The 26,344-nt window shown below is 39.7% G+C and carries 19 protein-coding genes and 2 tRNA genes; 10 read left to right on the top strand and 11 right to left on the bottom strand.

What is annotated here, in order from left to right:
* Nucleotides 1-12 precede the first annotated feature (12 nt).
* Genes menB through menE form a run of 3 tightly spaced genes read left to right on the top strand, consistent with a single transcriptional unit; the run spans nucleotide 13 to nucleotide 3,244 of the window.
* On the top strand, nucleotides 13-870 hold the full coding sequence (gene menB / locus ACIPUA_RS10450; protein WP_449059642.1) for a 1,4-dihydroxy-2-naphthoyl-CoA synthase: 858 nt from the start codon (nucleotides 13-15) through the stop codon (nucleotides 868-870).
* A complete protein-coding gene (gene menC, locus ACIPUA_RS10445; RefSeq protein ID WP_042844424.1) occupies nucleotides 870-1,841 on the top strand; it encodes an o-succinylbenzoate synthase in 972 nt (323 codons plus the stop codon). The genes menB and menC overlap by 1 nt, the downstream gene beginning before the upstream one ends.
* Nucleotides 1,829-3,244, top strand: coding sequence for an o-succinylbenzoate--CoA ligase (menE, locus tag ACIPUA_RS10440; RefSeq protein WP_449059641.1), 1,416 nt, complete (start codon nucleotides 1,829-1,831; stop codon nucleotides 3,242-3,244). The genes menC and menE overlap by 13 nt, the downstream gene beginning before the upstream one ends.
* A 34-nt stretch (nucleotides 3,245-3,278) precedes the next feature.
* On the opposite strand, the gene ACIPUA_RS10435 is transcribed toward menE, so the two are convergent.
* Nucleotides 3,279-4,721, bottom strand: coding sequence for a catalase (locus ACIPUA_RS10435; protein ID WP_042844421.1), 1,443 nt, complete (start codon nucleotides 4,719-4,721; stop codon nucleotides 3,279-3,281).
* A gap of 334 nt (nucleotides 4,722-5,055) precedes the next feature.
* Between ACIPUA_RS10435 and ACIPUA_RS10430 the strand changes: the two genes are divergently transcribed.
* Nucleotides 5,056-5,598 (top strand): YfaZ family outer membrane protein, encoded by a 543-nt coding sequence (locus tag ACIPUA_RS10430; RefSeq protein ID WP_042844420.1) that lies wholly within the window; start codon nucleotides 5,056-5,058, stop codon nucleotides 5,596-5,598.
* 186 nt (nucleotides 5,599-5,784) lie between these two features.
* Here ACIPUA_RS10430 and ACIPUA_RS10425 read toward each other — a convergent pair whose 3' ends face one another.
* Together ACIPUA_RS10425 and tyrP are read right to left on the bottom strand one after the other, a co-directional pair.
* Entirely contained in the window at nucleotides 5,785-6,711 is a 927-nt protein-coding gene (locus ACIPUA_RS10425; protein ID WP_042844419.1) for an Rpn family recombination-promoting nuclease/putative transposase, read from the bottom strand.
* Nucleotides 6,712-6,978: 267 nt separating this feature from the next.
* The gene (gene tyrP, locus ACIPUA_RS10420) at nucleotides 6,979-8,187 is read right to left on the bottom strand and encodes a tyrosine transporter TyrP (RefSeq protein WP_042844418.1); all 1,209 of its coding nucleotides are present in this window, start codon (nucleotides 8,185-8,187) and stop codon (nucleotides 6,979-6,981) included.
* Between the two features lie 412 nt (nucleotides 8,188-8,599).
* Here tyrP and ACIPUA_RS10415 point away from each other — a divergent pair, with 412 nt between their 5' ends.
* Nucleotides 8,600-9,940, top strand: coding sequence for an anaerobic C4-dicarboxylate transporter (locus ACIPUA_RS10415; protein WP_048607497.1), 1,341 nt, complete (start codon nucleotides 8,600-8,602; stop codon nucleotides 9,938-9,940).
* A gap of 78 nt (nucleotides 9,941-10,018) precedes the next feature.
* Here ACIPUA_RS10415 and yfaE read toward each other — a convergent pair whose 3' ends face one another.
* From yfaE to ubiG, 4 genes are all read right to left on the bottom strand, one after another.
* Nucleotides 10,019-10,282 (bottom strand): class I ribonucleotide reductase maintenance protein YfaE, encoded by a 264-nt coding sequence (gene yfaE / locus ACIPUA_RS10410; protein WP_449059640.1) that lies wholly within the window; start codon nucleotides 10,280-10,282, stop codon nucleotides 10,019-10,021.
* A 2-nt stretch (nucleotides 10,283-10,284) separates the two neighbouring features.
* Nucleotides 10,285-11,421 carry a class Ia ribonucleoside-diphosphate reductase subunit beta gene (nrdB, locus tag ACIPUA_RS10405; RefSeq protein ID WP_042844414.1) on the bottom strand — a complete coding sequence of 379 codons (1,137 nt, stop codon included), beginning with the start codon at nucleotides 11,419-11,421 and terminating at the stop codon, nucleotides 10,285-10,287.
* A gap of 11 nt (nucleotides 11,422-11,432) precedes the next feature.
* Nucleotides 11,433-13,724, bottom strand: a complete 2,292-nt coding sequence (nrdA, locus tag ACIPUA_RS10400) for a class 1a ribonucleoside-diphosphate reductase subunit alpha (protein ID WP_042844413.1) — start codon at nucleotides 13,722-13,724, stop codon at nucleotides 11,433-11,435.
* Nucleotides 13,725-14,082: 358 nt separating this feature from the next.
* On the bottom strand, nucleotides 14,083-14,805 hold the full coding sequence (ubiG, locus tag ACIPUA_RS10395; RefSeq protein WP_181468593.1) for a bifunctional 2-polyprenyl-6-hydroxyphenol methylase/3-demethylubiquinol 3-O-methyltransferase UbiG: 723 nt from the start codon (nucleotides 14,803-14,805) through the stop codon (nucleotides 14,083-14,085).
* Nucleotides 14,806-15,095: 290 nt separating this feature from the next.
* Here ubiG and gyrA point away from each other — a divergent pair, with 290 nt between their 5' ends.
* Both gyrA and rcsC read left to right on the top strand, forming a co-directional pair.
* Nucleotides 15,096-17,711, top strand: coding sequence for a DNA topoisomerase (ATP-hydrolyzing) subunit A (gene gyrA / locus ACIPUA_RS10390; RefSeq protein ID WP_105881096.1), 2,616 nt, complete (start codon nucleotides 15,096-15,098; stop codon nucleotides 17,709-17,711).
* A 161-nt stretch (nucleotides 17,712-17,872) separates the two neighbouring features.
* A complete protein-coding gene (gene rcsC, locus ACIPUA_RS10385; RefSeq protein ID WP_449059639.1) occupies nucleotides 17,873-20,716 on the top strand; it encodes a two-component system sensor histidine kinase RcsC in 2,844 nt (947 codons plus the stop codon).
* Between the two features lie 68 nt (nucleotides 20,717-20,784).
* Here the strand turns inward: rcsC and rcsB are convergent, their stop codons facing one another.
* Together rcsB and rcsD are read right to left on the bottom strand one after the other, a co-directional pair.
* The gene (gene rcsB / locus ACIPUA_RS10380; RefSeq protein WP_004259923.1) at nucleotides 20,785-21,435 is read right to left on the bottom strand and encodes a response regulator transcription factor RcsB; all 651 of its coding nucleotides are present in this window, start codon (nucleotides 21,433-21,435) and stop codon (nucleotides 20,785-20,787) included.
* Nucleotide 21,436: 1 nt separating this feature from the next.
* Nucleotides 21,437-24,136: a phosphotransferase RcsD gene (rcsD, locus tag ACIPUA_RS10375; RefSeq protein WP_449059638.1), complete on the bottom strand. Its 2,700-nt coding sequence runs from the start codon at nucleotides 24,134-24,136 to the stop codon at nucleotides 21,437-21,439.
* Between the two features lie 212 nt (nucleotides 24,137-24,348).
* Between rcsD and ACIPUA_RS10370 the strand changes: the two genes are divergently transcribed.
* From ACIPUA_RS10370 to ACIPUA_RS10360, 3 genes are all read left to right on the top strand, one after another.
* Nucleotides 24,349-24,436, top strand: a tRNA-Ser gene (locus tag ACIPUA_RS10370).
* Between the two features lie 5 nt (nucleotides 24,437-24,441).
* Nucleotides 24,442-24,517, top strand: a tRNA-Thr gene (locus ACIPUA_RS10365).
* A gap of 169 nt (nucleotides 24,518-24,686) precedes the next feature.
* Entirely contained in the window at nucleotides 24,687-25,856 is a 1,170-nt protein-coding gene (locus tag ACIPUA_RS10360) for a tyrosine-type recombinase/integrase (protein ID WP_449059637.1), read from the top strand.
* Here the strand turns inward: ACIPUA_RS10360 and ACIPUA_RS10355 are convergent.
* Both ACIPUA_RS10355 and ACIPUA_RS10350 read right to left on the bottom strand, forming a co-directional pair.
* Entirely contained in the window at nucleotides 25,853-26,050 is a 198-nt protein-coding gene (locus tag ACIPUA_RS10355) for a helix-turn-helix transcriptional regulator (protein ID WP_449059636.1), read from the bottom strand. The two genes, ACIPUA_RS10360 and ACIPUA_RS10355, sit on opposite strands and share 4 nt — an antisense overlap.
* Before the next feature lie 130 nt (nucleotides 26,051-26,180).
* Nucleotides 26,181-26,342 carry a hypothetical protein gene (locus tag ACIPUA_RS10350; protein WP_449059635.1) on the bottom strand — a complete coding sequence of 54 codons (162 nt, stop codon included), beginning with the start codon at nucleotides 26,340-26,342 and terminating at the stop codon, nucleotides 26,181-26,183.
* Nucleotides 26,343-26,344: the final 2 nt, after the last annotated feature.

Raw genomic sequence — 26,344 nt, 5'->3', positions numbered from 1 at the left:
AGGAATCTGATAATGATTTATCCAAGCGAAGAAAAATTATACGCGCCAATTGAATGGCAAGATTGTTCTATAGGGTTTGAAGATATTCGATATCATAAATCTCCTGAAGGGATTGCAAAAATTACGATTAACCGCCCTGAAGTGCGTAATGCTTTCCGCCCACAAACTGTGAAAGAGATGATCCAGGCATTATCTGATGCACGTTATGATGACCAAATAGGCACTATTATTTTAACTGGTGAGGGTGAAAAAGCTTTCTGTGCAGGGGGCGACCAAAAAATTCGTGGTGACTACGGTGGGTATCGCGATGAAAGTGGCACACACCATTTAAATGTCTTAGATTTCCAACGCCAAATACGTACCTGTCCAAAACCAGTTGTGGCGATGGTCGCCGGTTTCTCTATCGGCGGCGGTCATGTTTTACATATGATGTGTGACTTAACTATTGCGGCTGATAACGCCATATTTGGTCAAACGGGCCCTAAAGTTGGTTCATTTGACGGTGGCTGGGGCGCATCGTATATGGCACGTATTGTTGGGCAGAAAAAAGCACGTGAAATTTGGTTCCTATGCCGCCAATACAATGCACAGGAAGCATTGGAGATGGGGCTAGTCAATACTGTAGTTCCTTATGCCGATTTAGAAAAAGAAACGGTACGCTGGTGTCGTGAAATGCTAGAAAATAGCCCGATGGCATTACGTTGTTTGAAAGCTGCCTTGAATGCAGATTGTGATGGCCAAGCTGGCCTGCAAGAACTGGCGGGTAATGCAACAATGCTATTTTATATGACAGATGAAGGTCAGGAAGGGCGCAATGCTTTTAACGAAAAACGCGCGCCAGACTTTTCTAAATATAAGCGTAATCCATAATGCGTAAAGCCACACTCTATTCGTTCAGCCTGCCAATGGAGGCAGGCGTCATCCTTCGTTATCAGCGTTTAAAAACTCGTGATGGGTTATTAGTCTGCTTAAAAGAGGGCGATAACGAAGGTTGGGGGGAGATTTCCCCTCTACCAGAGTTCAGTTCAGAAACATTAGAACAAGCAACCGCCGAAACTATTGTTCGATTGAATGAATGGATAAAACACGGCAAAATTTCTGAAAGTCTATTGCCTTCTGTTGCATTTGGTTGCAGTTGTGCACTTGCAGAATTGACTGGTGAATTGCCTGAGTCAGCGGATTATCGCAAAGCTCCTTTATGCAGTGGTGACCCCGATGATTTAATTCTAAGCCTTGATGCGATGGATGGTGAAAAGGTGGCTAAGGTCAAGGTTGGGTTATATGAAGCGGTACGTGATGGAATGGTCGTTAACCTATTATTAGAGGCAGTACCCGAGCTTAAATTGCGTTTAGATGCTAATCGGAGCTGGACTCGTGCGAAAGCTGACGGTTTTGCGAAGTATGTTAATCCTGACTATCGAAGCCGTATTGCATTCTTGGAAGAGCCCTGTAAAACCCGTGAAGAATCGTTGAAATTTGCAATGGATACGGGGATTAACATTGCTTGGGATGAAAGCGTGCGTGAAGACGGCTTTAAAGTCGAAGCGCAGGAAGGGGTTGCGGCAATTGTGATTAAACCAACATTGACGGGTAGCCTTAATTATTGCCGCTCTTTAGTTGAGGATGCGCATCGTTTAGGCTTACAAGCTGTGATTAGCTCATCCATTGAAAGCAGTTTTGGTTTAACACAATTAGCGCGTGTTGCACAGTGGTTAACACCAAACACTATTCCTGGTTTGGACACCGTTTCATTGATCCAATCGCAATTGATCCGTCCTTGGCCCCAGTGCGAAATAGCTGTTCAGCAACTCGATGAATTAACGGTCGTATGGCAGAGTTAATCCATTTTAATGACTGGCCTTGGCAACATTGGGCCAGTCTTTACCCCGACTCAATCGCATTATTGACGGATTCTGAGCGTATTACTTGGAAAGCCTTAAGCCAACAGGTCACCGACCTTGCCAATTACTTTTCAATGCAAGGGGTCAATCAAGGGCAATGTGTTGTCTTACGAGGTAAAAACTCTGTCGAATTGTTGCTAAGCCAGTTAGCTCTTATTGCTTGTGGTGCAAGGGTGTTGCCTCTTAACCCGCGCCTACCAGAAAGGTTATTAGGGGAACTATTACCACACCTTGATGTGAGTGCTGCTATTGATTTTACTGGTGAATCAGGTGTCTTAGCTGAGTATCGAAACTTAGATTATCAGCAGTATTACCATTTTATTGATGATAATGCTTTTCAGACAGTTGATTTTTTGACCGCATTAGAACAACCCGCAACACTCATATTAACTTCCGGCTCAACCGGCTTACCAAAAGCCGTCGTTCACAGTGTATTTGCCCACTTATGTAGTGCAAAAGGGGTTGTCAGTGTGATGAGTTATCAACAAGCGGATTGTTGGTTGCTTTCTTTGCCGCTATTTCATGTTTCAGGACAAGGTATTATTTGGCGCTGGCTACTCCAAGGGGGCAGTTTAGCGTTGAAAACCTCACCATTGGCCGAAGCCTTGCAGGATGTTACGCACGCATCCCTAGTTCCAACACAATTATGGCGTTTATTAAACGAAGAAACTGCCAGTCAGCTTGTGTTAAAAGAAGTTTTGTTGGGGGGGGCGATGATACCTACGACACTCACAGATTTAGCAGAAAGCCGCGGAATTGCTTGCTGGAGTGGTTATGGGATGACTGAAATGGCATCCACTGTTTGTGCTAAACGTGCAAATGGTAAAAAAGGTGTCGGCTTACCATTAAAAGGTAAGCAAGTACGTATTATTAATGATGAAATCCAAATCAAGGCAGATAGCCAAGCAATAGGGTATTGGTTTGATGGTGAGGTCAAGCCATTAAACTGTATTGACGGCTGGTTTAAAACCAATGATAAAGGCGCTTTTACTGAAGGTGAGTACCAGATATTCGGTCGATTAGACAATTTATTTATCAGTGGCGGTGAAAATATTCAACCAGAAGATATCGAATCCGTCATAAACTCTCACCCTGATGTCAGCCAAAGTTTTATTATTCCTGTTGATGATGAACAATTTGGTCAACGGCCAGTCGCAGTCATTGAAATTAATGAAACAACGGATTTAAATAAACTGGCAGATTGGTTGAAAGATAAACTCGCCTCCTATCAATATCCTACAGCGTTTTATTATTTAGCTCCTGAGCTGAAAGCTGGCGGGATCAAAGTTTCTCGCCAACAAGTAAAACACTGGCTATATACAAAGGCAGTGTTTAGTCATTAAAAAGTGGCAGGGATTCTCCTGCCACTCAAGCGAATTATTTTTTCAGAGCGTTTAATGCTTTTTCCACGCCTGCACCATACTCAGGGTGAACTTGTTTAAATAACCCAATTTGGCGTATTTGGGTTTCTTCTGTTGCGTCAATCAGTTCCCCCGCAATACGTTTAAACATTCTTTGATGTTCTGCATCATCCAGTAGTTCATACAAGGCGCGAGGCTGGCTGAAATAGTCTTGGTCTTCACGATGATCCCAATGGTCAGCAGCACCTTCGATAGATAATGGCGGCTCACTGAAATCCGGTTGTTCTTGGAATAAGCCTGCTTCATTTGGCTCATAAGTGACATTATTGCCACTATTGCCATCCACACGCATAGCTCCATCACGATGGTAATTGTGGAATGGGCAGCGAGGCGCGTTTACAGGGATTTGGTGGTGGTTGACGCCAAGGCGGTAACGGTGCGCATCGCCATAAGAGAATAAACGCCCTTGTAACATTCTATCTGGTGAGAAACCAATACCCGGGACGATATTTGCTGGGCTGAATGCTGCTTGTTCGACATCAGAAAAATAATTATCTGGGTTACGGTTAAGTTCAAAATAGCCAACATCAATTAATGGGTAATCCTTATGTGGCCAGACTTTAGTTAGGTCAAATGGGTTATAAGGAACTTGCGATGCTTCTTTCTCAGGCATGATTTGAACTTGTAAGTTCCAGCGAGGAAAGTCACCTTTTTCAATAGATTCAAATAAATCACGTTGTGAGCTTTCTCTATCTTTACCGACTAATTGTTCTGCTTGCTCATCAGAGAGGTTTTGGATGCCTTGTTGGCAGCGGAAATGGAATTTGACCCAAAATCGCTCGTTATCACTATTGATAAAGCTATAAGTATGGCTACCAAAACCGTGCATATGACGGTAACTTTGAGGGATGCCTCGATCACTCGCATCAATGGTCAATTGGTGCAAAGATTCAGGTAACTGAGAGAAAAATGCCCACTTATGTTCCATAGTACGTAAATTAGAGCGTGGGTCGCGCTTAACCACGTGGTTTAAATCAGGGAATTTCAAAGGGTCACGGAAGTAAAAAACTGGGGTATTGTTACCAACCATATCCCAGTTACCTTCTTCTGTATAAAATTTCAGTGCAAAACCTCGGATATCACGTTCTGCATCTGCGGCGCCACGCTCACCTGCAACGGTAGAAAAGCGGGCAAACATTTCGGTTTTTTTTCCAATTTGTGAGAAAATTTTTGCCCTTGTGTAACGGGTAATATCATGTGTCACCGTAAAGGTACCGAATGAGCCTGAACCTTTTGCATGCATGCGTCTTTCTGGGATCACTTCACGGTCAAAATGAGCCAGTTTTTCTAAAAACCAAACATCCTGTAATAACATAGGGCCGCGTTTACCCGCGGTCATGACATTATTATTATTGGCGACGGGAGCGCCAGAAGCGGTAGTAAGCCCTTTCTTTTTCATCAAAATACTCCTAATTCTGGATTAAATGACTACACAAACCTAACTAATAAGTTAATCTTTTGTAAAAAAATAAAATCATTACTACAATGAACCTATAAACCAGTATAATTACCATGGTATTAATAATCTAATTAATATGACCAATTACTGTGATTAACATGGCAATAGTGGTATTCATATTACTGTTATTGAATGATATACCTTTGATTTGATAAAATTATTTGAGAATTTGTCGTATTTTATGTATAGCTTGAGTAAATCTGAGTAATAAAGACTGAGGATTACGTAAAATTCGCGTAGTATCCGCATGTAATAATTTGAAGAGGATAAGATAATGCGCAAAGTATTGTTATTAGCAGCGGCCATGTCGCCATTTTTTGTTGGTACTGCACAGGCAGTTTCAGTTAGTGCTCAAGCAGGTAAACATTTTACGGAATTGTCCGCTGGGTTGGGTAACCCAAATGCCGGTTTAGCGTTTAATGGTTCTTGGGCGCGCAGTGACCATGATGGTCAAATGGGGAGCCTCGGCGCTACATTTGGTTTGCCAATTGGGCCTTTTTCTGCTCATGTTGGTGGTAAAGGGTTATATTTATCGCCTGATAACAATAGTAATGGTGCTGCATTAGCTGTTGGTGGTGGGGTAAATTGGCAAGCTTTGCCTTCATTAAATATTTATGGTGAAGCTTATGGTGCTCCTGAGCAACTGACATCAGGTAGCAAATCGTACGTAGAAGCTAAAGCGGGCGCACGTTACACGGTATTCAAGCCGCTATCTATTGATGCTGGGTATCGGTTAATTGAAATGAAAGGTAGCCATGGCAACAACAGTGATAAAGTTGCAGATGGTTGGTATGTGGGAGCAGGGCTTTCATTTTAAAACTTTTCTCGTATTTTAATCAGTTCCTAATCCGGGATTAACCCCTTAGATTGGGAACTGATAATTCCACCTTATTTTTTATTATCATAAATATTCTTTATTTAAAAGCCGCTTGAAACAAAATAATAACTAAGCTTATTTATTACGATGTTGCTCACATTGCACATACTAATAGCTGTTAGAGGGTTACTGTAATGAAACCAGTACTTCACGGCTTAACCCCGTGCTTTCCATAATAATTTCTAGGCTAACCCCTTGTTTAAGTAAATTACTCGCCAAAACAATTGTTGCCTCTTCACGCCCTTTTTCTCGCCCTCGCTCAATGCCTTCAAGTAGACCTTCTTGGCGGCCTTTATCCTGTAACCGCTGTGCAATATTCATTATAGTTTCCTTATGTTTTTCGGTTTGCTCCCCCAATGCCTGCACAATATGTTCGAAATTAGTGGAGTCCAACGCAATGAACAAATAATTCAAGATAGTCACGATATCATTATCGCTATTATAGTGTTGATTAAGTGCCTGTGCCAAGAGCGGCAGAACTTGCTGAAATTCATCCCGTAAATACTTATGTTTCATCGCCAGCTCCATGACAGCGACTTTCCGATGATTAACCAATTGACTATCCTCTATTACCGTGACATCTACCAATGGGAATGGCTGTGTGTATAGCCCATTAGCGATATCTGGGAGTGTAAAACAATCCGTCCATAATTGCGTATAGGGGTATGGAGACCGCCCACCGTGATAAAAAAGAACTGGCACCACAAGAGGGGGCGTCTTATTACCTTGTTGCAGATGTTGGTTCATCGCTAAAAACGCATAATGCATTAAACGCCAAGCCATAAGTTTATCTGGGGTTGACTGGTGTTCGACTAAAAGATAAAGGTAACCTTTTCCGTGGGTTGTTTGCACTGAATATAAAACATCGGATAAACGTGAGCGCAGTTGTTTATCAATAAATGAAGAGTTAGTTAGGGCTAGCGTATTAAAATCACATAATGACTTAATATGATTAGGGAGGTGAATATCAAAAAAGTCTCGGGCATTCTCAATTTTCGTCATAAAGCCTTTAAAAGCGGCATCATGTGCAGTAGATATCCGTTTTTTCTGCATCCAATTATCCTTATTGGCAGCCAATGATAACAAGCAGTAACGTCACTACACCACAATAGAATAAGCAGACAAAGTTGTCTGCTCGGTATTATTTACTGATAAGGGGTGATATTTTGGAGGTAAATTTTAAGAGGTGTATTAACGCAGAGTAAAATATAGGAATGATGAATGATTGGGTTAATGGATAAAGGTAATAACAATAAAACTCAATCCTGAGTAAAAGACTTCAAATGGCATGATATTGAAGTCTTTTACTTTATCGAGAGCTTACCCAACGTTTGGTAAAAAACCAGCAACAATAGCAAATTGGATAGCGATGACAGCGATACCGCAAAGTAGCACTAAACCTAATATTGGTGTGCCACCCTTAACTTGGTATTCACCTTGCGTTTCAACTTTACGCACCCGTAAGGTTAAGAGCGCAGGGATAATCAGTGCAAGAACAGACAGTGCAACAGCAGCATAAGTTAAGGCCTGCACGAAACTGCTAAAAAATAAGGCAGCTAACAGCGGCGGTATGAAGGTTAATAAACCTGTTTGAATGCGACCAAATAGGTGGTTACTGCGCTTAAATAGGTCGGCAAGATAATCAAATAGGCCAAGGGCAACACCTAAAAAGGAAGTCGCTAAGGCTAAATCCATAAATAAACTAACAGCGATATTTACACGGGGTGTAGCCACAACATCACGGATTGCAGTCAGTAGCCCGTTTAGGCCAGATTGTTGCGCAAGGATCCCGATAAACGTATGAGAGGGAATTGACCCAAGCGTTGCGATTTGCCACAGAATATAGGCGACTAGTGGGATAGCACTACCCGTAATAAAAATCATACGTAATTTACGCACATCACCATTCATATAGTTCACCAAGCTAGGCACGCTTCCATGGAACCCAAATGAAGTGAATATAACGGGCACGGCAGCAAGAAGTAGGCCTTTTTCAACTGGCATTGTGCTTAAGTTAATAGCTTCGGCATGGGGCATCATCACGACTAACATAATCACTAAAAAAACAGTTTTTGCAGTGAATAAAATTCGATTAATAAAGTCTACAGAGTGGGTGCCTATGCAGACAATCGCACCCCCGATAATTGTGAACGCAATAATGGCAGTATCCGTCGAAATGTTAATACCCCACCATGAAGAAAAACTGTCTGAAATTAGAACACCGGCACCGCCAATATATGCAGTCGTTAAGGCGTACATTAATAACAGCATACTGAGGCCTGTTACTATTTGCCCTGTGGGACCTAGATATTTCTTAGCAACAGACCCTAATCCCATGTTGGCTGGGTTATGTTGATATACTTCAACTAATAGCAATGAGGTATAGCTCATTAACATCCACAAACCAACAAGCAAACAGACGATGCCTGTGAAACCGACACCTGCAGCAGCAAGTGGCATTGCCAGCATCCCAGCCCCTATTGTTGTTCCTGCAACGATTAACACACTGCCAAGCGTACGATTCTTCACAAGTTCCTCTAATTGAAATTAATTTATTAATAAGTGCAGCAGATTATGCGATCGCACGTGCGCTGTCAAATGTAAATTACAGGTGGTGTATATATATATTTACACCTTAAATTTAGTTGAGACTAAAAGAATAGCTAAATAAATACAGGTTAATTAAATGAAAAAATAATGAGAGATAAACGTAAATTCAAAGAGGAGGCATATGTTAAAAAATAGAGGGTAATTAATTGATTTTTCTATATGGACTAATTAACTGGGCAGTATGGCAGTTACTTAAGGTGAATTGTGTGATGGGGCTATAACAAAAGCATAAAAAATAAAATTAAATTGATTTTGAAATTATCATAAATCAAATTAATGAATATAAATCATCCGGATAATATAGGCAGACATATCTATAAAGGATGAAACTATGGACTTCATGATACAACTTGCCATTATCCTTGTTTGCTTGTTTTACGGAGCAAAAAAAGGTGGGATGGCGTTAGGGCTTTTGGGTGGTGTTGGTCTCGTAATTTTAGTTTTTGGGTTTGGCTTACCGCCAGGAAAACCGCCTGTTGATGTTATGCTTGTTATCATTGCTGTTGTTGCCGCATCAGCAACGTTACAAGCATCAGGCGGTTTAGATGTCATGCTGCAAATTGCAGAACGATTACTACGGAAGAACCCTAAATACATCTCTATTGTCGCACCATTTGTGACATGCATTTTAACCATTTTGTGTGGTACAGGGCATGTTGTTTATACTATTTTACCTATCATTTATGATGCAGCGATTAAAAACAATATTCGTCCAGAAAGACCAATGGCTGCAAGTAGTATTGGTGCACAAATGGGGATTATAGCTAGCCCTGTATCAGTGGCTGTTGTTTCACTCGTTGCAATGTTAAATGGGGTGACGATAAACGGGCAATCTCTTGAATTTCTAGATTTATTGGCCATTACTATCCCATCAACATTATTAGGTATTTTAGCTATTGGTATCTTTAGTTGGTTTAGGGGGAAAGATCTTGATAAAGACCCCGTATTCCAAGAGTTTATTTCTGTCCCTGAAAACCATGATTATGTATATGGTGACAGTGTGACATTACTGGATAAAAAACTGCCTAAAATTAATTGGGTAGCGATGTGGATTTTCCTAGCATCTATTGCAGTCGTTGCATTATTAGGCGCTTTTTCTGAATTAAGACCACTAGTGAATGGTAAACCACTTTCTATGGTATTAGTGATCCAGATGTTTATGTTATTGGCAGGAGCGCTAATTATTATCATCTGTAAAACTAATCCAGGGCAAATATCGAAGAATGAAGTTTTCCGCTCAGGGATGATTGCTATTGTCGCGGTATATGGTATCGCATGGATGGCTGAAACCATGTTTGGTGCACACATGGATGAGATCAAAGGAACACTTGGTTCTTTAGTTAAGGATTTCCCATGGGCATATGCGGTTATTTTACTATTGGTGTCTAAATTCGTTAATTCACAAGCAGCGGCATTGGCAGCGGTTGTGCCTATCGCATTAGGAATTGGTGTTGACCCTGCTTATATTATTGCTTCTGCGCCAGCTTGTTATGGTTATTATATTTTACCAACTTATCCTAGTGACCTTGCAGCGATTCAATTTGACCGCTCAGGAACAACACGTATCGGTAAATTTGTTATCAACCACAGTTTTATCTTGCCGGGGTTAATTGGGGTGGGCGTCTCTTGCGTATTTGGCTGGGTATTTGCCGCTTTATATGGTTACCTATAAACCGATAGCAATCTCATAAGATGAAAAGCGATTGCATGGAAAGTCAATTACCATGCAATCGCTAACGATATTAAACTATCAACCAATTTCAATGTCAGAAAGCGGGTGGCAACAACAAGGTAATATTTCACCTTCTTGAACAAATGCCAAAGGTTTACTCTTATAGCCGACTTTTCCACGTAATAACATCACACGACATGAACCACAGTAGCCTTCACGGCATTGATATTCGACAGGAACACGACTATCTTCGAGAGCTTCCAATAAACACGAATGGATTTCAGTATGGAAGGGGACTTGAACACCCTGCGTTAATCGCAGGGTGATTTTATGGCTAGCCATAATTACAGTTCGAAGTCGCTCAGGTCGTCGGTATCGACTTGAGAGTCAATTTGACCAACTAGGTAAGAACTAACTTCAACTTCTTGAGGTGCGACCTGTACGTTATCTGAAACTAACCATGCGTTAATCCATGGTATCGGGTTGGAGCGCCCTTCGAAAGGTAATTTCAAACCTACCGCTTGCATACGGATATTAGTAATGTATTCAACGTATTGGCATAAAATATCTTTATTTAAACCAATCATTGAACCTTCACTAAATAGGTAATCAGCCCACTCTTTTTCTTGTTCCGCTGCTTGTACGAACAAGTCGTAGCATTCTTGTTCACATTCCGCTGCAATTTCTGCCATTTCAGGGTCATCTTGACCTGAACGCAATAGATTAAGCATGTGTTGAGTACCGGTTAGGTGCAACGCTTCATCACGCGCAATTAGCTTGATGATTTTTGCATTCCCTTCCATCAGTTCACGCTCAGCAAAAGCAAATGAACAAGCAAAACTAACATAAAAACGGATGGCTTCTAGGGCATTGACACTCATTAAGCACAGGTAAAGTTGCTTTTTAAGTTGGCGTAGAGAAACGGTGACTTGCTTGCCATTACAATTATGAGTGCCTTCACCAAACATATGGTAGTAGTTAGTCATTTCGATTAGGTCATCATAAAAACCAGAAATGTCTTTTGCACGCTTTAAAATTTCTTCATTTTCAACAATATCATCAAAAATGATGGCAGGGTCATTTACGATATTACGAATAATATGCGTATAAGAACGTGAGTGAATAGTTTCAGAAAATGCCCACGTTTCTACCCAAGTCTCTAACTCAGGAATTGAAATTAATGGCAACAGAGCCACATTTGGGCTGCGACCCTGAATAGAGTCAAGCAGCGTTTGGTATTTCAGATTACTGATGAAAATATGCTTTTCGTGTTCTGGCAATGCATTATAGTCAATGCGGTCGCGCGACACGTCAACTTCTTCTGGTCGCCAGAAAAATGACAGTTGTTTTTCAATCAGTTTTTCAAAAATAGGGTATTTTTGCTGATCATAGCGTGCCACGTTAACCGGCTGGCCGAAAAACATCGGTTCCAGCATTTGGTCATTTTTCTTCTGTGAAAACGTTGTATATGTATGTGACATAACCATTCCTATTAAATTTTACACGCGCCGCCTTCGCAATCGGAATCTGCTGACTCAACAACTTCTTCCAGATCACCTTGCACATCTTCCGCGCCATCGCGGGTGTTGTGATAGTAAAGTGTTTTCACACCAAACTTATAGGCGAGCAATAAATCTTTTAGCAATTGGTTCATTGGTACTTTACCGCTCTCGAAACGAGTTGGGTCATAGTTTGTGTTTGCAGATATCGACTGGTCGATAAATTTCTGCATGATACCAACGAGTTGTAAATAACCGCTATTTGAAGGCATTTGCCATAACAGTTCATAAGCACTTTTAAGATTTTCGTAATCAGGGACGACCTGACGTAAGATGCCATCTTTAGATGCTTTAATACTGATGTAACCACGTGGCGGCTCAATACCATTGGTTGCGTTTGAAATCTGGGATGATGTTTCAGAAGGCATCAAAGCAGATAATGTAGAGTTACGCAGACCATGTTGTTTAATGTCTTGGCGAAGTGCTTCCCAATCATAATGTAAAGGCTCATTAGTTAACTTATCGAGTTCTTTTTTATAAGTATCGATCGGTAACACACCTTGTGCATAAGTGGTTTCATTGAACCATGGGCAAGCGCCTTGCTCTTTTGCTAGTTCATTTGAGGCTTTCAACAGGTAATATTGAATTGCTTCAAAGGTTTTATGCGTTAGATTATTTGCACTGCCATCGGAGTAACGAACACCATGTTTTGCCAAATAATAAGCATAGTTGATCACGCCAATACCTAAGGTACGACGGCCCATAGACCCTTGCTTCGCTGCAATAATTGGGTAATCTTGATAATCGAGTAGGGCATCTAACGCACGGACAGCTAACGTGGCTAATTCTTCTAACTCATCAAGGCTTTCAATTGCACCTAAGTTGAAAGCAGAAAGTGTACATAGCGCGATTTCACCATTTTCATCATTAATGTTATTTAATGGTTTTGTCGGTAATGCAATTTCTAAACACAGGTTCGATTGACGAACGGGTGCAACTTGTGGGTCAAATGGGCTATGTGTATTACAGTGGTCAACGTTTTGAATATAAATACGACCAGTAGATGCACGCTCTTGCATCATTAATGAAAATAGCTCAACGGCTTTTACGGCGGTCTTGCGAATATTTTCATCTTGTTCATATTTCACATACAAGCGTTCGAATTCTTCTTGATCGGCAAAGAAAGCGTCATAAAGACCCGGCACATCAGATGGGCTGAACAACGTGATATCTTGGTTTTTAATCAAGCGTTCGTACATCAATTTATTTAACTGAACGCCGTAGTCCATATGACGAACACGGTTACCTTCAACACCACGGTTATTTTTTAGAACCAATAAGCTTTCAACTTCTAAGTGCCAGATTGGGTAGAATAATGTTGCTGCACCACCGCGGACGCCACCTTGAGAACAAGATTTAACCGCTGTTTGGAAGTGCTTATAAAATGGTATACAGCCAGTATGGAATGCTTCACCACCACGAATAGGGCTACCTAATGCACGGATACGCCCTGCATTTACACCAATTCCTGCACGTTGTGAAACATATTTGACAATGGCACTTGATGTGGCGTTGATAGAATCAAGGCTGTCTCCACATTCAATTAGAACACAAGAACTAAATTGACGAGTAGGTGTACGTACCCCAGCCATAATTGGCGTAGGTAGTGAAATTTTGAAGGTAGATACGGCATCGTAGAAACGGCGAATGTAATCAAGACGTGTTTCTTTTGGGTAATGTGAAAATAGACAAGCCGCAACTAATATATATAAAAATTGCGCACTTTCGTATATTTCACCAGTTACGCGGTTTTGTACTAAATATTTGCCTTCGAGCTGTTTAACCGCAGCATAGGAAAAATTCATATCACGCCAATGGTCAATAAAACTATCCATTTGCTCGAACTCTGCTTCGGAGTAGTCTTCCAGCAAATGCTTATCATATTTCCCCATTTCAACGAGGTGTTTTACATGTGCATACAGTGCTGGTGGCTCAAATTGGCCATAGGCTTTCTTGCGTAGGTTAAATATCGCAAGACGTGCGGCAAGATATTGATAATCTGGTGTTTCACCAGTAATCAAATCGGCTGCTGCTTTGATCATCGTTTCGTGAATATCAGAAGTTCTGATCCCATCATAAAACTGAATCTGTGAACGTAACTCCACCTGAGAAACAGATACGTTACTGAGGCCTTCAGCAGCCCAGGTTATTACCTTGTGGATTTTATCGAGATTAATGCGTTCTTTATGTCCATCACGTTTTGTGACTAACAGACTCTGGTTCATGAGCAAATGCACCTTGGTTGAACAACAAATAGTGTAATGCAAACATAAAAAAGCCCATGGTTAAATGCCATGAGACTAGTTGTGTTATGTTTTGCCTTACTACTATATGTAGTAGTTTGTTGAGAATACCATAACAAGATAATGTTAATATGCGATTTTATCAAGTGAACAAATTGCGGGGTTCTTGTGGATAACTGGTTGGATAAGAAAATAGATCATGTCGGTAAGCTGCATGGTAAAAGGAACTAATAAAAAAAAAGCTTCCGACATGAGGACTAAAATAAATTTTGTAAATTGCGATCGTTTGCTGCTTTCTTAAACGTACTGCTTGCGATTTATTCTTTTCGCGACTAACAGACTATTCGCTGATCGTGTGCAGCATATAATTGACATCCACATTTGGGCCAAGCCAAAATTTATCAGTCATAGGGTTATAGTGCAACCCTATGATATGTTTATCTTTTAACTGTGTTTCATCGACCCAGCTAATCAATTCTGATGGGCGAATAAATTTATTCGCATCATGAGTCCCTTTGGGGACCATTTTCATCACATACTCTGCAGCAACAACTGCCATCAACCAAGCTTTTTTATTACGATTAATAGTAGAAAAAATAACATGGCCACCTGGTTTAACTAATTTTGCGCAGGCTCTGACGACAGATTGTGGGTCTGGCACATGCTCTAGCATTTCCATGCAAGTTACAACATCATAGGCTTGAGGGTGTTTATCCGCATGTTGTTCAACCGTTTCTTGAACATATTCAACAGGAATACCTGACTCAAGCGAATGCAAACGTGCAACCATTAAAGGTTCCGCGCCCATATCTAGGCCAGTAACCTCAGCACCTTCACGCGCCATACTTTCTGATAAAATGCCGCCACCACAGCCTACATCAAGAATTTTTTTACCGAAAATCCCCTCTACACGTTGCATGATGTACCCTAAACGTAATGGGTTAATACGGTGTAAAGGGGCGAACTCGCCTTCTAAATCCCACCAGCGGGACGCGATGGATTCAAATTTTTCAATTTCTTGTTTATCGACATTAAGATACGCTGGGGTTTGGGTATCACTCATTAAAGAAGCTCCTATTTTGATCCTATTACCCGATAGACCTATTATTGATAGCCTGATTTTAATAGGGGAGGTGATAGGCGCCCGTTTATTATTGAAGGTTAAAATGCAGACAATAACTGAGTTATCGCAGCTATTCATTGCAGAACCTTCAAGTTTCGGACACATAAACTTAATTTTCCGCTATTATACATAGCTTGAAAGACAAATACCCGTCTCTTATTTTTATTAAATTGGCGAATTGTGGTATAGTTCTACTCTTTGAATCCGAAGTTATGAGGGACAGTGGTTCCATGAGCGAGATTGCCAGAGAAATCACACCAGTTAATATCGAAGAAGAGCTTAAAAGTTCGTATTTGGATTATGCAATGTCCGTTATTGTCGGCCGTGCACTTCCGGATGTTCGAGATGGACTGAAGCCAGTACACCGCAGAGTACTATTTGCGATGAATGTATTGGGAAATGATTGGAATAAACCCTATAAAAAATCTGCCCGTATAGTCGGGGACGTCATCGGTAAATACCATCCACATGGTGATAGCGCTGTTTATGAGACTATCGTTCGTCTTGCACAGCCTTTCTCTATGCGTTACATGCTGGTGGATGGTCAAGGAAACTTCGGTTCAGTTGATGGAGACTCAGCTGCGGCAATGCGTTATACGGAAATCCGTATGGCGAAAATTGCTCATGAGCTACTGGCTGATCTTGAAAAAGAAACCGTTGATTTCGTTCCAAACTATGATGGAACAGAGCAAATTCCTGAAGTAATGCCAACGAAAATCCCTAACCTTTTAGTTAATGGGTCGTCAGGTATTGCTGTTGGGATGGCAACTAATATTCCTCCTCACAATTTAGGGGAAGTTATAAATGGTTGTCTTGCCTATATAGAAGATGAAGATATCAGTATTGAAGGTTTGATGGAGCACATACCGGGCCCAGATTTCCCGACTGCTGCCATCATCAACGGTCGTCGTGGTATCATCGATGCATATCGTACAGGGCGTGGTAAGGTTTATATCCGTGCTAGTGCAGAAGTCGAAGTCGATGAGAAAAGTGGCCGTGAAACCATCATTGTCAGCGAAATACCTTATCAAGTGAATAAAGCTCGCTTGATTGAAAAAATTGCTGAACTAGTCAAAGACAAACGTGTTGACGGTATCAGTGCATTACGTGATGAGTCAGATAAAGACGGCATGCGTATTGTCATTGAGGTAAAACGTGATGCGGTGGGTGAGGTTGTCCTAAACAACTTGTATTCATTAACTCAGCTGCAAGTTTCTTTTGGCATTAATATGGTGGCTTTACATCAAGGCCAACCAAAAATACTGAATCTAAAAGATATTATTGCTGCTTTCGTTCGTCATCGTCGTGAGGTTGTTACACGCCGTACCATTTTTGAACTGCGTAAAGCACGCGATAGAGCTCATATACTTGAAGCGTTAGCGATTGCATTAGCGAATATTGACCCAATTATCGAGCTGATCCGTAAGGCACCAACGCCAGCAGAAGCCAAAGCAGGGCTGATAGCAAGGTCTTGGGACCTTGGTAATGTGGCTGCGATGCTAGAGCGTGCAGGTGATGACGCGGCTCGTCCAGAATGGTTAGAAGAACAGTTCGGTGTTCATGATGGTCAATATTTCCTTACTGAACAACAAGCACAAGCTATTCTTGATTTGCGTTTGCAAAAGTTAACGGGTCTTGAGCATGAAAAATTACTCGAAGAATACCGTGAACTTTTAATTCAAATTGAAGCTCTGTTATTTATTTTGCGCAGCCCTGAACGTTTGATGGAAGTTATTCGCGAAGAATTAGAAATTATTCGTGATACATATAATGACCCTCGACGTACTGAAATTACCGAGAATACCGCGGACATCAATATTGAAGATTTAATCAATCAAGAAGATGTGGTCGTTACGTTATCTCACCAAGGTTATGTGAAGTATCAGCCTCTGTCTGATTACGAAGCACAGCGTCGTGGAGGGAAAGGTAAATCGGCAGCGCGGACGAAAGACGAAGACTTTATTGAACGCCTCTTGGTTGCCAATACGCACGATACCATCTTGTGTTTCTCAAGTCGTGGTCGCTTATACTGGATGAAGGTTTACCAATTACCAGAGGCCAGCCGTGGTGCTCGTGGTCGTCCAATCGTTAACTTATTACCACTTGAACAAAACGAACGCATTACAGCTATCTTACCTGTACGAGAGTACGAAGAGGGCTACAACGTGTTTATGGCGACTGCAAGCGGTACGGTGAAGAAAACGCCTTTACAAGAATTCAGCCGTCCAAGAAGCGCAGGTATTATTGCGGTTAACCTAAATGAAGGTGATGAACTCATTGGTGTTAATTTGACCGATGGCTCAAATGAAGTCATGTTGTTCTCTGCGCAAGGTAAAGTGGTTCGCTTTGCTGAAGATGCAGTAAGACCGATGGGGCGCACTGCAACAGGTGTTCGTGGTATAAAATTAATGGATAACGATAAAGTTGTCTCTTTAATTATTCCTCGAGGGGAAGGCCATATCCTGACTGTAACAGAGAATGGTTACGGTAAACGTACTGAAGCAGCAGAATATCCAACAAAATCACGTGCAACTCAAGGGGTTATCTCCATTAAAGTGAGTGAACGTAACGGGAATGTAGTTGGCGCCATTCAAGTCGATGACACTGACCAAATCATGATGATCACTGATGCAGGGACGTTAGTTCGTACTCGAGTGTCAGAAGTCAGTATTGTTGGTCGAAATACTCAAGGTGTTACTCTGATTAGAACTGCCGAAGACGAAAAAGTTGTTGGCTTACAGCGCGTTGCTGAAACGGAAGATGATGAAGGTTTAGATGATGAAAATGTAGACGAAAACACCATGGAAAATGGTGTGGATGATGCAGACATCAATGAACAAGATTAATCATTTCGTTTAATCTACTCAACGGGCAGCCGATCACGCTGCCCGTTTTACTTTTCTAATTGATATCTCTCATGGTTTTTATTACTTTTCATGTTTATCGCTTTTTTATCATGTGATCGAGTATAATTAACGGTCATGGTATCGAATATACAGGAAGGCGCTTGAGATATTTACCCTCGTTTAAAACATCACTTAGACTCTCTCGAGATTTATTTCGTATCCTCGGCTTGATGTTGTGGGGGATGGGCGTTTTTATTACTTTATTTTTTCTTTATTCACAATTCAATGAGTATAAATCTGACATACGTCAGCAATTTTATTCAGGGCATGAGAATCTTCAGGCTTATATTCAACAAACCGGTGCGACCTTAAATTCTATTCAGTCAATGACTGAACAATATAAAACTAAATTACAAGAGTCTGGGAATGGAAAGGCTACATCTACAAGTTTTATGGATTTGCCTAGTGCATCAAACTATTCTTTTTATAAATTAAACGCCGATACAGATTGTGATTATTTTAGGAATAGAGCTGAAAATTATTTACATGCTTTCGAACAATTAAATTATTTCTGGAAGGATAGTATTGCGGCTCCACAAGCCTTAAATCATGTATTTTTAGTCGGTTCAAGAAGTTATTGTATGGTGGATTATCCGATCCGTTCTACAATATCCGATATTGAGATATTGAAAAAAGTGAGTTATGAGAGTGTACGCACCTATCAGGGACTAAGGCTGAGAGGCAAAGAGCGTAATTTGTTCACTATTGTGCATGGCGCTCAACCCGATAACGGCCAAGTCTATCTAATTCAACCTGTTAATCATAAAGAGATGTTGCTTGCTTTTATTGGTTTAGAACGCTCAATCAATTTGAATCAATTTAATATAAGTAAAAATAAAGCAGTTGAAATATTGATGGTGAATAATTATAACCAACCTGTTTTATATTCACCGGTAGATATGAATCCTAAAAGTTCAGCACTGTTGAATATCGCAGAGCCTTCTTTTTTTGGCTTTAATTCTGATTATTCAAAATTAATTTTTAAGAAGCGTTTAGCCCCTTCTCAAGTAACGGTTATTTTCTCAATAGCAACATCTCAAATACTCGCGAGCTTAGAAGATACTATCTTCTACGGGGTAATACTTAATATTTTTACTGGTGGGCTTATTTTCTTTCTAATCTGGTTGTTAGAAAGAAAAATGTTGGAGCCAGCTGCGAATACCGCTATTCGCCTCGAAGAACATGAACAATTTAATCATAAAATTGTGGCCTCCGCGCCTGTGGGGATCATTATCTTACGGTTAACGGATGGTGGCAATATTCTAAGTAATGAGCTAGCTCATGATTATTTTCGCTTATTAAGTGATGATGATAAGCAGCGGATTTTGACAATTATTCGCCAGAAAGCGAGTAATTATATTGATGTTGTGACAACAAATGGTACACATTTACAGATCAGCTTTGTGAATTCTCGTTATCAAAATGAAGATGTCGCGATTTGTGTTTTAATTGATATCAGTATCCGTGTGCAAATGGAGAAATCATTGCAAGATATTGCTGATGCTGCAGAGCAAGCTAACCATGCAAAATCGATGTTCTTAGCAACGGTAAGTCATGAATTAAGAACACCGCTATATGGGATCATCGGTAATATTGAATTATTGCAACGTTATGAGTTATCCGAAAAAGCAACGCGTTTAGTGTCCACAATGGATAATTCTTCTTCATTACTGTTGCAAATCATCAGTGATATTTTGGATTTTTCTAAAATTGAATCTAAACAATTGAAAATAGAAAATAAACTTTTTAATTGTCGGGAAGTATTTGCATTTGTATTAGCTAACTATTTGCCATTAGTGACCAAGAAAAAAATATCGTTGTATTCTTATATTGAGCCTGACATTCCTGATTTAATTCTCAATGATTCAGTACGGCTACAGCAAGTGGTTTCTAATATTGTTAATAACAGTATTAAGTTTACGGAATCTGGTTTTGTACTGTTGTATGTTTGGAAAGATGAGAATTATTTGAAGGTCGAAATCCGAGATTCAGGGATAGGCATGACTCAAGCAGTGGTGATGCAATTATTTGACCCATTCTTTCAAGTACATGACCAAAACAATACCGGACACAAAGGAACAGGTTTAGGTTTAGCTATATGTGAAAAACTAATCAACCTAATGGATGGTGATATAGAAGTTAGTTCCCAAATAGGTCTTGGAAGTTCATTCACAATACGTATCCCACTTTATGGGCAAGAGTACATTAAAAAAACGGTTCCCGATTATCGTACAGGCTATCGTATTGCTATTTCGTGCCAAAACGAATTCTTAATGAATTTCCTATCACGGCTATTAGCACATGAAAAATTTATAGTAGTAACTAATAACTCTATCGACAAAACAATCGATTATGACCTGTTGATAACCGATTGTGAGCATAAAGGGGAAGTGAGAAGCACTCATCATATTCAGTTGTCGAGCTTCTACGCAGGTGATCTTTATGAAGCAAAATCAAATGAATGGGTTTATAACACATATCAATTAGATAAGTTACCCGTATTAATTGATAAAGTTATTATGAAAACCGTTGAGAATTCACAGAAAAATGTTAGCTCGAATGAGCAACTAATGGCAGATTTTTCTTTGGGTGAATACCATGTACTTATTGTTGATGACCACCCAATCAATCGGATGCTTTTGAGTGAACAATTAGCCAGCATCGGCTTTACAACGGGTACTGCAGTGGATGGATTAGATGCACTGAAATACTTAGATAGCCATCATGCTGATATTATTTTAACGGACGTCAACATGCCAAATATGGATGGTTATCAATTGGCAAGAGAGTTACGCCGCTTAGAATATAATTTACCTATTGTTGCACTAACAGCGAATGCGATGGCTGAGGAAAAACAACGCTGTATCGATGCGGGTATGAATGATTGTTTATCAAAACCAACCACTATTGCTATTTTGCGCGAGACATTGACCCGTTTTTGCTGAAAAATGAATGGAGTAAAAAATAAAAACCCGTAACCGGGTTTTTATCGTGTAGTAAAAGAACTTAAATATTACTCTGAAGGCGAGTTATCAATGCTGACAGAAGAAAGATAGTTCAGTAAGGCAATATCATTTTCAACGCCTAATTTCAGCATTGCTGATTTTTTCTGGCTACTAATTGTTTTGATACTACGATTAAGCTTCTTAGCAATTTCAGTGACTAAGAAACCTTCAGCAAATAAACGCAGAACTTCACTTTCTTTTGGCGATAAGCGTTTATCACCGTAACCACTCGCATTGACTTTTTCTAACAATTTACTCACACTTTCAGGAGTAAACTTTTTACCTTTCTGTAAGGCCGCTAATGCTTTAGGTAAATCTGCTGGTGCGCCTTGTTTTAACACTATACCTTCGATATCCAGTTCTAGAATTGCACTTAGAATGGCTGGATTATTGTTCATGGTGAGAACAATAATTGAAAGGTCAGGATAATGGCGTTTAATGTATTTGATTAACGTAATACCATCGCCGTATTTATCACCTGGCATAGATAAATCAGTAACTAGAACATCAGCGTTTAAGCGTGCTAAGTTATTAATTAAAGAGGTTGAGTCCTCAAATTCACCTACGATATTCACCCATTCGATTTGTTCAAGTGATTTTCTGATACCGAAAAGAACAATAGGGTGATCATCGGCAACAATGACATTTAGGTTATTCATCTTATTGGTTACCTTCTGGCATTAGTTTTTTGACTGAATTATCCAGCATGCTAATGCATTTTCTTATTTCCAATCCGTTTTCATCTGCTATATAACGCTCTAAATCTTCACAAATTTTATGAAGAACTGTGAATTCGAGCATAGCAAAAACTCCTTTTAAACGATGTGCAGTGTTTTTCAATTCGGTCAAATCCTCAACACTTTCACTATTATACAGTTTATTAATATCTATCGGTACTGTTGTTATGAATAAATCTCGATATCCACTGTTAGCTAAAACTAATTGATAACTTTTAATTGCATTTTCCATTTCTCCATCAGGGTTAGATAATGAAGTTTGAGATTCAACCTCGTTAGGTTCTGGTAAGCGTGAACATTCATCTTCGCTATCCGAATTTTCGATAAGTAATGAAATTGCACTAATAAGCTCATCAGCAAAGTTATAATTAACCTCTATGTAGTGAGGTTGCAACTCGTGCATTCCAGAAAGATTACCATTAATTTTGATAATGTGTTCAAAACATTCTTCATTATTATCAGTGATCAACAGATCCCAATCCGTATGCGGAGAACTTTCATTTAAATCAAGAAATTCTGCGCCATAATTGGCTAAGGTATTTCTGATAATACGCGAAATATCTGCATTATGAATATTTAACCGCACGTAGACATCCTCTAATAAAGCAGGATAATCCTTAACAAGGAGTTCATTGGTCGCTGGAAGTGTAATCTCATAATGTGTGCCTATCGCATCGCTAGTACGAATCGAAAATGTCCCATTCATCCTCTTTACCAATAACTTACATAAATAAAATGTCATACCAGAACGAGTGAAGTGAGATGAATTTAGTATTTTCCCAAGAAAAGGACTTTGCAAGTTATTAAGTTCTTGGTTACTAAGCCCTGAACCACTATCTCTAATGTTAAGTAACACGACTCTTTTTTCTGAATCATAAGATAGCGTGAAAGATATCTTCCCAAAAGAGGTTGTTGCAATAGAATAATCCCAAATGAGTTGTATTAGATGCTGTAAATAAGCCAAATTGGTTTCAATTAATGAATCAGGATTGATATTGTTATGAAAATAAAGGGCTAACCCTTTATTATTAAGACGCGATAGGTTTTGTTTCAAAAACTGATTAACGACATTTGCAATCGAAATTTTTTCACTTTTTAGTGGAGTTGTTTCTGATTCTAGCTGATTTAGCAACCCTATATTTTCAAACCAACGGTTAATATAAAATAGCTGACTTTCTATTTCTAAAACAAATTTTTGGTTATTTTCATCTGAAATTTTAGCTAATTTAGTTAATTGGTCGTCAACTTGGATGAGGGCAGGAAGTATTTCACTACACATATTTTCAAATACAACCTTGCGCATTTGGATATTCTTTTTATATTCACGGTTGGCTAGTTCTTGGCGTTTTTGAGTGAGAGCTTCCTTGTCTTTATCTACAATAATAAACATGACAGTATTTGCTTTGGTTGCACTTTCAACAAGTACGATCTCATAAACAATATTTTCAATCGAAACCTGAATAACATCATGATTTTCGATTGCCATCTCTTTTATATGAACCAAATCCATTGAAGGTAGTAATTGATTTGCAATGTTATTGCTAAGGATTTTTTTGTTGGCATTAAAGTCGTAGACTAAAATACCATAGGCAATATGGTTAATCAGGGCATTGTTTAGCGCTTCGTTAAAATGGAGTTCTTGTAGCATGTTGGTATTGGGAGAAATAAGCCGTTTACGAATAAAAGCCATGATCAACAAAGCAAGGAAAATCATGATGAGCATGCCTGTCATTAACCAAAGGTTAAAGCTCACCATATTAAAAATAATGTTTTTTAATGAAGTATGATAATAAAGCTGATAGCTAGTCCCTTCAATAGGTTGCGAAAATATTAGGTTTGTTCCAACCCAAGAGGTATGAGACTCATTACTGCCAGTACTTGATGGGCGTGTATTAATGGTGAAAAAATCCCCATTAAGGCTTGCTGGGATCAGCGAATTAATGGAAATATCAAACGAAATAACACTGGTTAGCTGCCCTGGAGAGTTGAACATCAAGCGATAAGTATAATAGAAGAGGTTATCTGGAGAATACTTTTGTATATTAGATATAATTTCTCGTCTATCTAACAGTGTCGATTGAGTCAACATATCCGCACGCTTTTCTTCAGCAGTTAGAGTCAGATAGCTTTCCTTAAAACGTAGTTCAGGCTTAAGTATTGAATGAGTAGTTACTAAAACTAAAGTATTATCTAGCCCATTAAGATAATACATTGAGTTATATTCATTGCGTGCACCCCAGACAATCTCCATATAATCAGCTAGCTTAGTGGCTAATACATTATTCGCTTTTTTATTATTCCCAAATACAATCGCATCAATAGTTTGGTTTGCACTACTTAACCAAAAAATATCATGGCGCATTTCTGTCACGGAAAGTTTATCTATAGCAGTGGGAGTTGTTTTATCATTGGCAAGCTTATAAATGTGGCTAGCTTGGTAGCGGTAGTCTTCGATTTGATACGCTAACCTAGTGGCCATACTACTTAATGAGGTCTGGCGGTTTTGCACCCATGCTTGATAGTAGTTAAATAGTGATAAAAACAGCATCACAATTAACAACAGAATAAACGCAGCAAAAATACGTGAAAGAGTGCTTGGTTTTAATGATGATTGTTTGTACATACTGTAGCGTGCGTTCCCATAGGCTAAAAATTATTAGGTTAAAAATCATACGCCTAGAGAAATGATAGACACCGATTTTGCACAGATATTACCATTATTTTTCGCAAATAGAGAGTAATTGAGTGAAGATTAGCCAAACGAAGTAAAAAAATCAATTTTTTTACTTTCAGGGGTAGACAAGGCGTCGGGATTCCTCCATAATCGCGCCCCATGGAGAGATGGCCGAGCGGTCGAAGGCAGCGGTCTTGAAAACCGCCGATGGGAAACCATCCTAGAGTTCGAATCTCTATCTCTCCGCCATATTCGCCGGCTTAGCTCAGTTGGTAGAGCAACTGACTTGTAATCAGTAGGTCACCAGTTCGACTCCGGTAGCCGGCACCAAATAAGAACCCGTTATTTTCCATAGTAATATGAAAGATAACGGGTTTTTTCTTATTTTAATTAAATTTAACTGTGTTTTTATCCAGTAAATTCCAGCCTAATCCGTTGCAATCGTCTGCATAAATGGGTACAAAGATGGGTATCTGAGTTAGGAAACTGGGTACCTATTATGAAATTATCCGCTCGCCAAGTAGAAACTGCGAAACCTGAGATAAAAGACTATAAGCTTTCCGATGGTGCAGGGCTTTTTTTACTTGTTCGAACCAATGGCGCAAAATATTGGCGTTACCGCTATCAATTTGCGGGTAGAGAGAAAATGTATGCTATTGGTGTCTACCCTGAAATTACTTTAGCAGAAGCAAGACAAAAACGTGACGAAGCAAGACGTAAAGTCTTAGACGGTGTTGACCCCGTTAAAGCTCGGCAAGTTAAAGCTGTTTCTGATGTAGAGAACACATTTCGAAAATTATCGATTGAATGGCACGAGTTTAAAAAATCACGTTGGTCAGCAGGGTATGCTTCGGATATTCTCGAAGCATTTAAGATGGATATTTATCCGGTTATCGGTGATTTGCCTGTTGATAGCATTGAACCTATTTATGCTCTGAAAGCTTTATCTGCGATAGAGCAACGTGGCGCCACTGAAAAAGCGAGCAAAGTTAGGCGTTGGACAAGTGAAGTATTTAAGTATGCAATTGCAACGGGTAGAGCGAAGTATAACCCAGTCGCCGAATTGAAAAGCGCAATGAAAGGGCATGTATCTAGCCGTTTTCCTTTTTTGACAGCTAATGAACTACCAGATTTTTTATCGGCGGTGTCTGATTATAGTGGTGACCCAACTACGGTACTGGCAACACGAATATTAATGCTTACTGGGCTAAGAACGGCAGAGCTAAGATTTGGCGAATGGTCAGAAATAGATTTTGATGCCCGGCTATGGTCAATTCCTAGAGATAAAATGAAGAAAAGGAAAGATCACCTTGTTCCTCTGTCTGACCAAGTAATTGTTTTATTGAAAGAGTTAAGTCGATTATCGGGCCGCTTTAAATATATGTTCCCTAATCGTTCGGACCCAATGAAGGTGATGAGCGAGAACACTATTAATGCGATGATAAAAAGAATAGGTTGGGAAGGTCGAATTGTTGGGCATGGTTTTCGTCATACAATGAGCACCATTCTAAACGACCAAGGGTTTCCCGCTGATTGGATAGAATTACAGTTAGCTCACGTTGACAAGAATGTTATTCGAGGAACATATAACCATGCCCAATATTTAGAAGGGCGGAGAGAAATGTTGCAGTGGTACGCAGATTATATTGATAAGCTTTGTTTGATTTAAGATGCAGTTCGTTGTTGTTTCCATTCATTAATTTCCTTTCGTAACCAGCGTGCTGCACGCACACCAATTTTATGTTGCGAGGGGAATTCTTTCCGTTTGATCATTTCATAAATAGTCGATTTTTTTAGAGTCACTAATTTTTCGACTTCCCTCATTGTGAGTAAATCGTCGTCACGTTCTTTAGCTTCAATCATGTTAGTATCCTATTTACTTATTATCTAATTTAAATAATTCAATGATATTTGCATCAGGGCAATATTCTTTAACGAGCTCGATTTGCTTTTTGTCTTTGGTAAAGTTTAAGCCCCGAGCGTTCCGATATTCTCAAGCGTAGGGGATAAGTTGTTGGTACTTGAGCAGTTCATCACATATTCTATAAATCAGCTCGGCAGGGAATGAAATATAGTCATCATCCATACTGTTCATGGCATCGCGTGATTCATACTTAATTTGCCGTGTAGCTTTAATTAGCTCATCTTTTTTCACGG

The organism is Providencia sp. AGC89, from assembly GCF_053543535.1.
This window is presented reverse-complemented; position numbering and strand designations above follow the sequence as displayed.

Excerpts from the sequence above, each read along its gene's own strand:
- ubiG (WP_181468593.1), bottom strand. The coding sequence starts at position 14,805 with ATGAGTGATACCCAAACCCCAGCGTATCTTAATGTCGATAAACAAGAA.
- gyrA (WP_105881096.1), top strand. The coding sequence starts at position 15,096 with ATGAGCGAGATTGCCAGAGAAATCACACCAGTTAATATCGAAGAAGAG.
- ACIPUA_RS10415 (WP_048607497.1), top strand. The coding sequence starts at position 8,600 with ATGGACTTCATGATACAACTTGCCATTATCCTTGTTTGCTTGTTTTAC.
- ACIPUA_RS10425 (WP_042844419.1), bottom strand. The coding sequence starts at position 6,711 with ATGCAGAAAAAACGGATATCTACTGCACATGATGCCGCTTTTAAAGGC.
- yfaE (WP_449059640.1), bottom strand. The coding sequence starts at position 10,282 with ATGGCTAGCCATAAAATCACCCTGCGATTAACGCAGGGTGTTCAAGTC.
- menE (WP_449059641.1), top strand. The coding sequence starts at position 1,829 with ATGGCAGAGTTAATCCATTTTAATGACTGGCCTTGGCAACATTGGGCC.
- menB (WP_449059642.1), top strand. The coding sequence starts at position 13 with ATGATTTATCCAAGCGAAGAAAAATTATACGCGCCAATTGAATGGCAA.
- ACIPUA_RS10360 (WP_449059637.1), top strand. The coding sequence starts at position 24,687 with ATGAAATTATCCGCTCGCCAAGTAGAAACTGCGAAACCTGAGATAAAA.
- menC (WP_042844424.1), top strand. The coding sequence starts at position 870 with ATGCGTAAAGCCACACTCTATTCGTTCAGCCTGCCAATGGAGGCAGGC.
- ACIPUA_RS10435 (WP_042844421.1), bottom strand. The coding sequence starts at position 4,721 with ATGAAAAAGAAAGGGCTTACTACCGCTTCTGGCGCTCCCGTCGCCAAT.
- rcsB (WP_004259923.1), bottom strand. The coding sequence starts at position 21,435 with ATGAATAACCTAAATGTCATTGTTGCCGATGATCACCCTATTGTTCTT.
- ACIPUA_RS10355 (WP_449059636.1), bottom strand. The coding sequence starts at position 26,050 with ATGATTGAAGCTAAAGAACGTGACGACGATTTACTCACAATGAGGGAA.
- rcsD (WP_449059638.1), bottom strand. The coding sequence starts at position 24,136 with ATGTACAAACAATCATCATTAAAACCAAGCACTCTTTCACGTATTTTT.
- ACIPUA_RS10430 (WP_042844420.1), top strand. The coding sequence starts at position 5,056 with ATGCGCAAAGTATTGTTATTAGCAGCGGCCATGTCGCCATTTTTTGTT.
- nrdA (WP_042844413.1), bottom strand. The coding sequence starts at position 13,724 with ATGAACCAGAGTCTGTTAGTCACAAAACGTGATGGACATAAAGAACGC.
- nrdB (WP_042844414.1), bottom strand. The coding sequence starts at position 11,421 with ATGTCACATACATATACAACGTTTTCACAGAAGAAAAATGACCAAATG.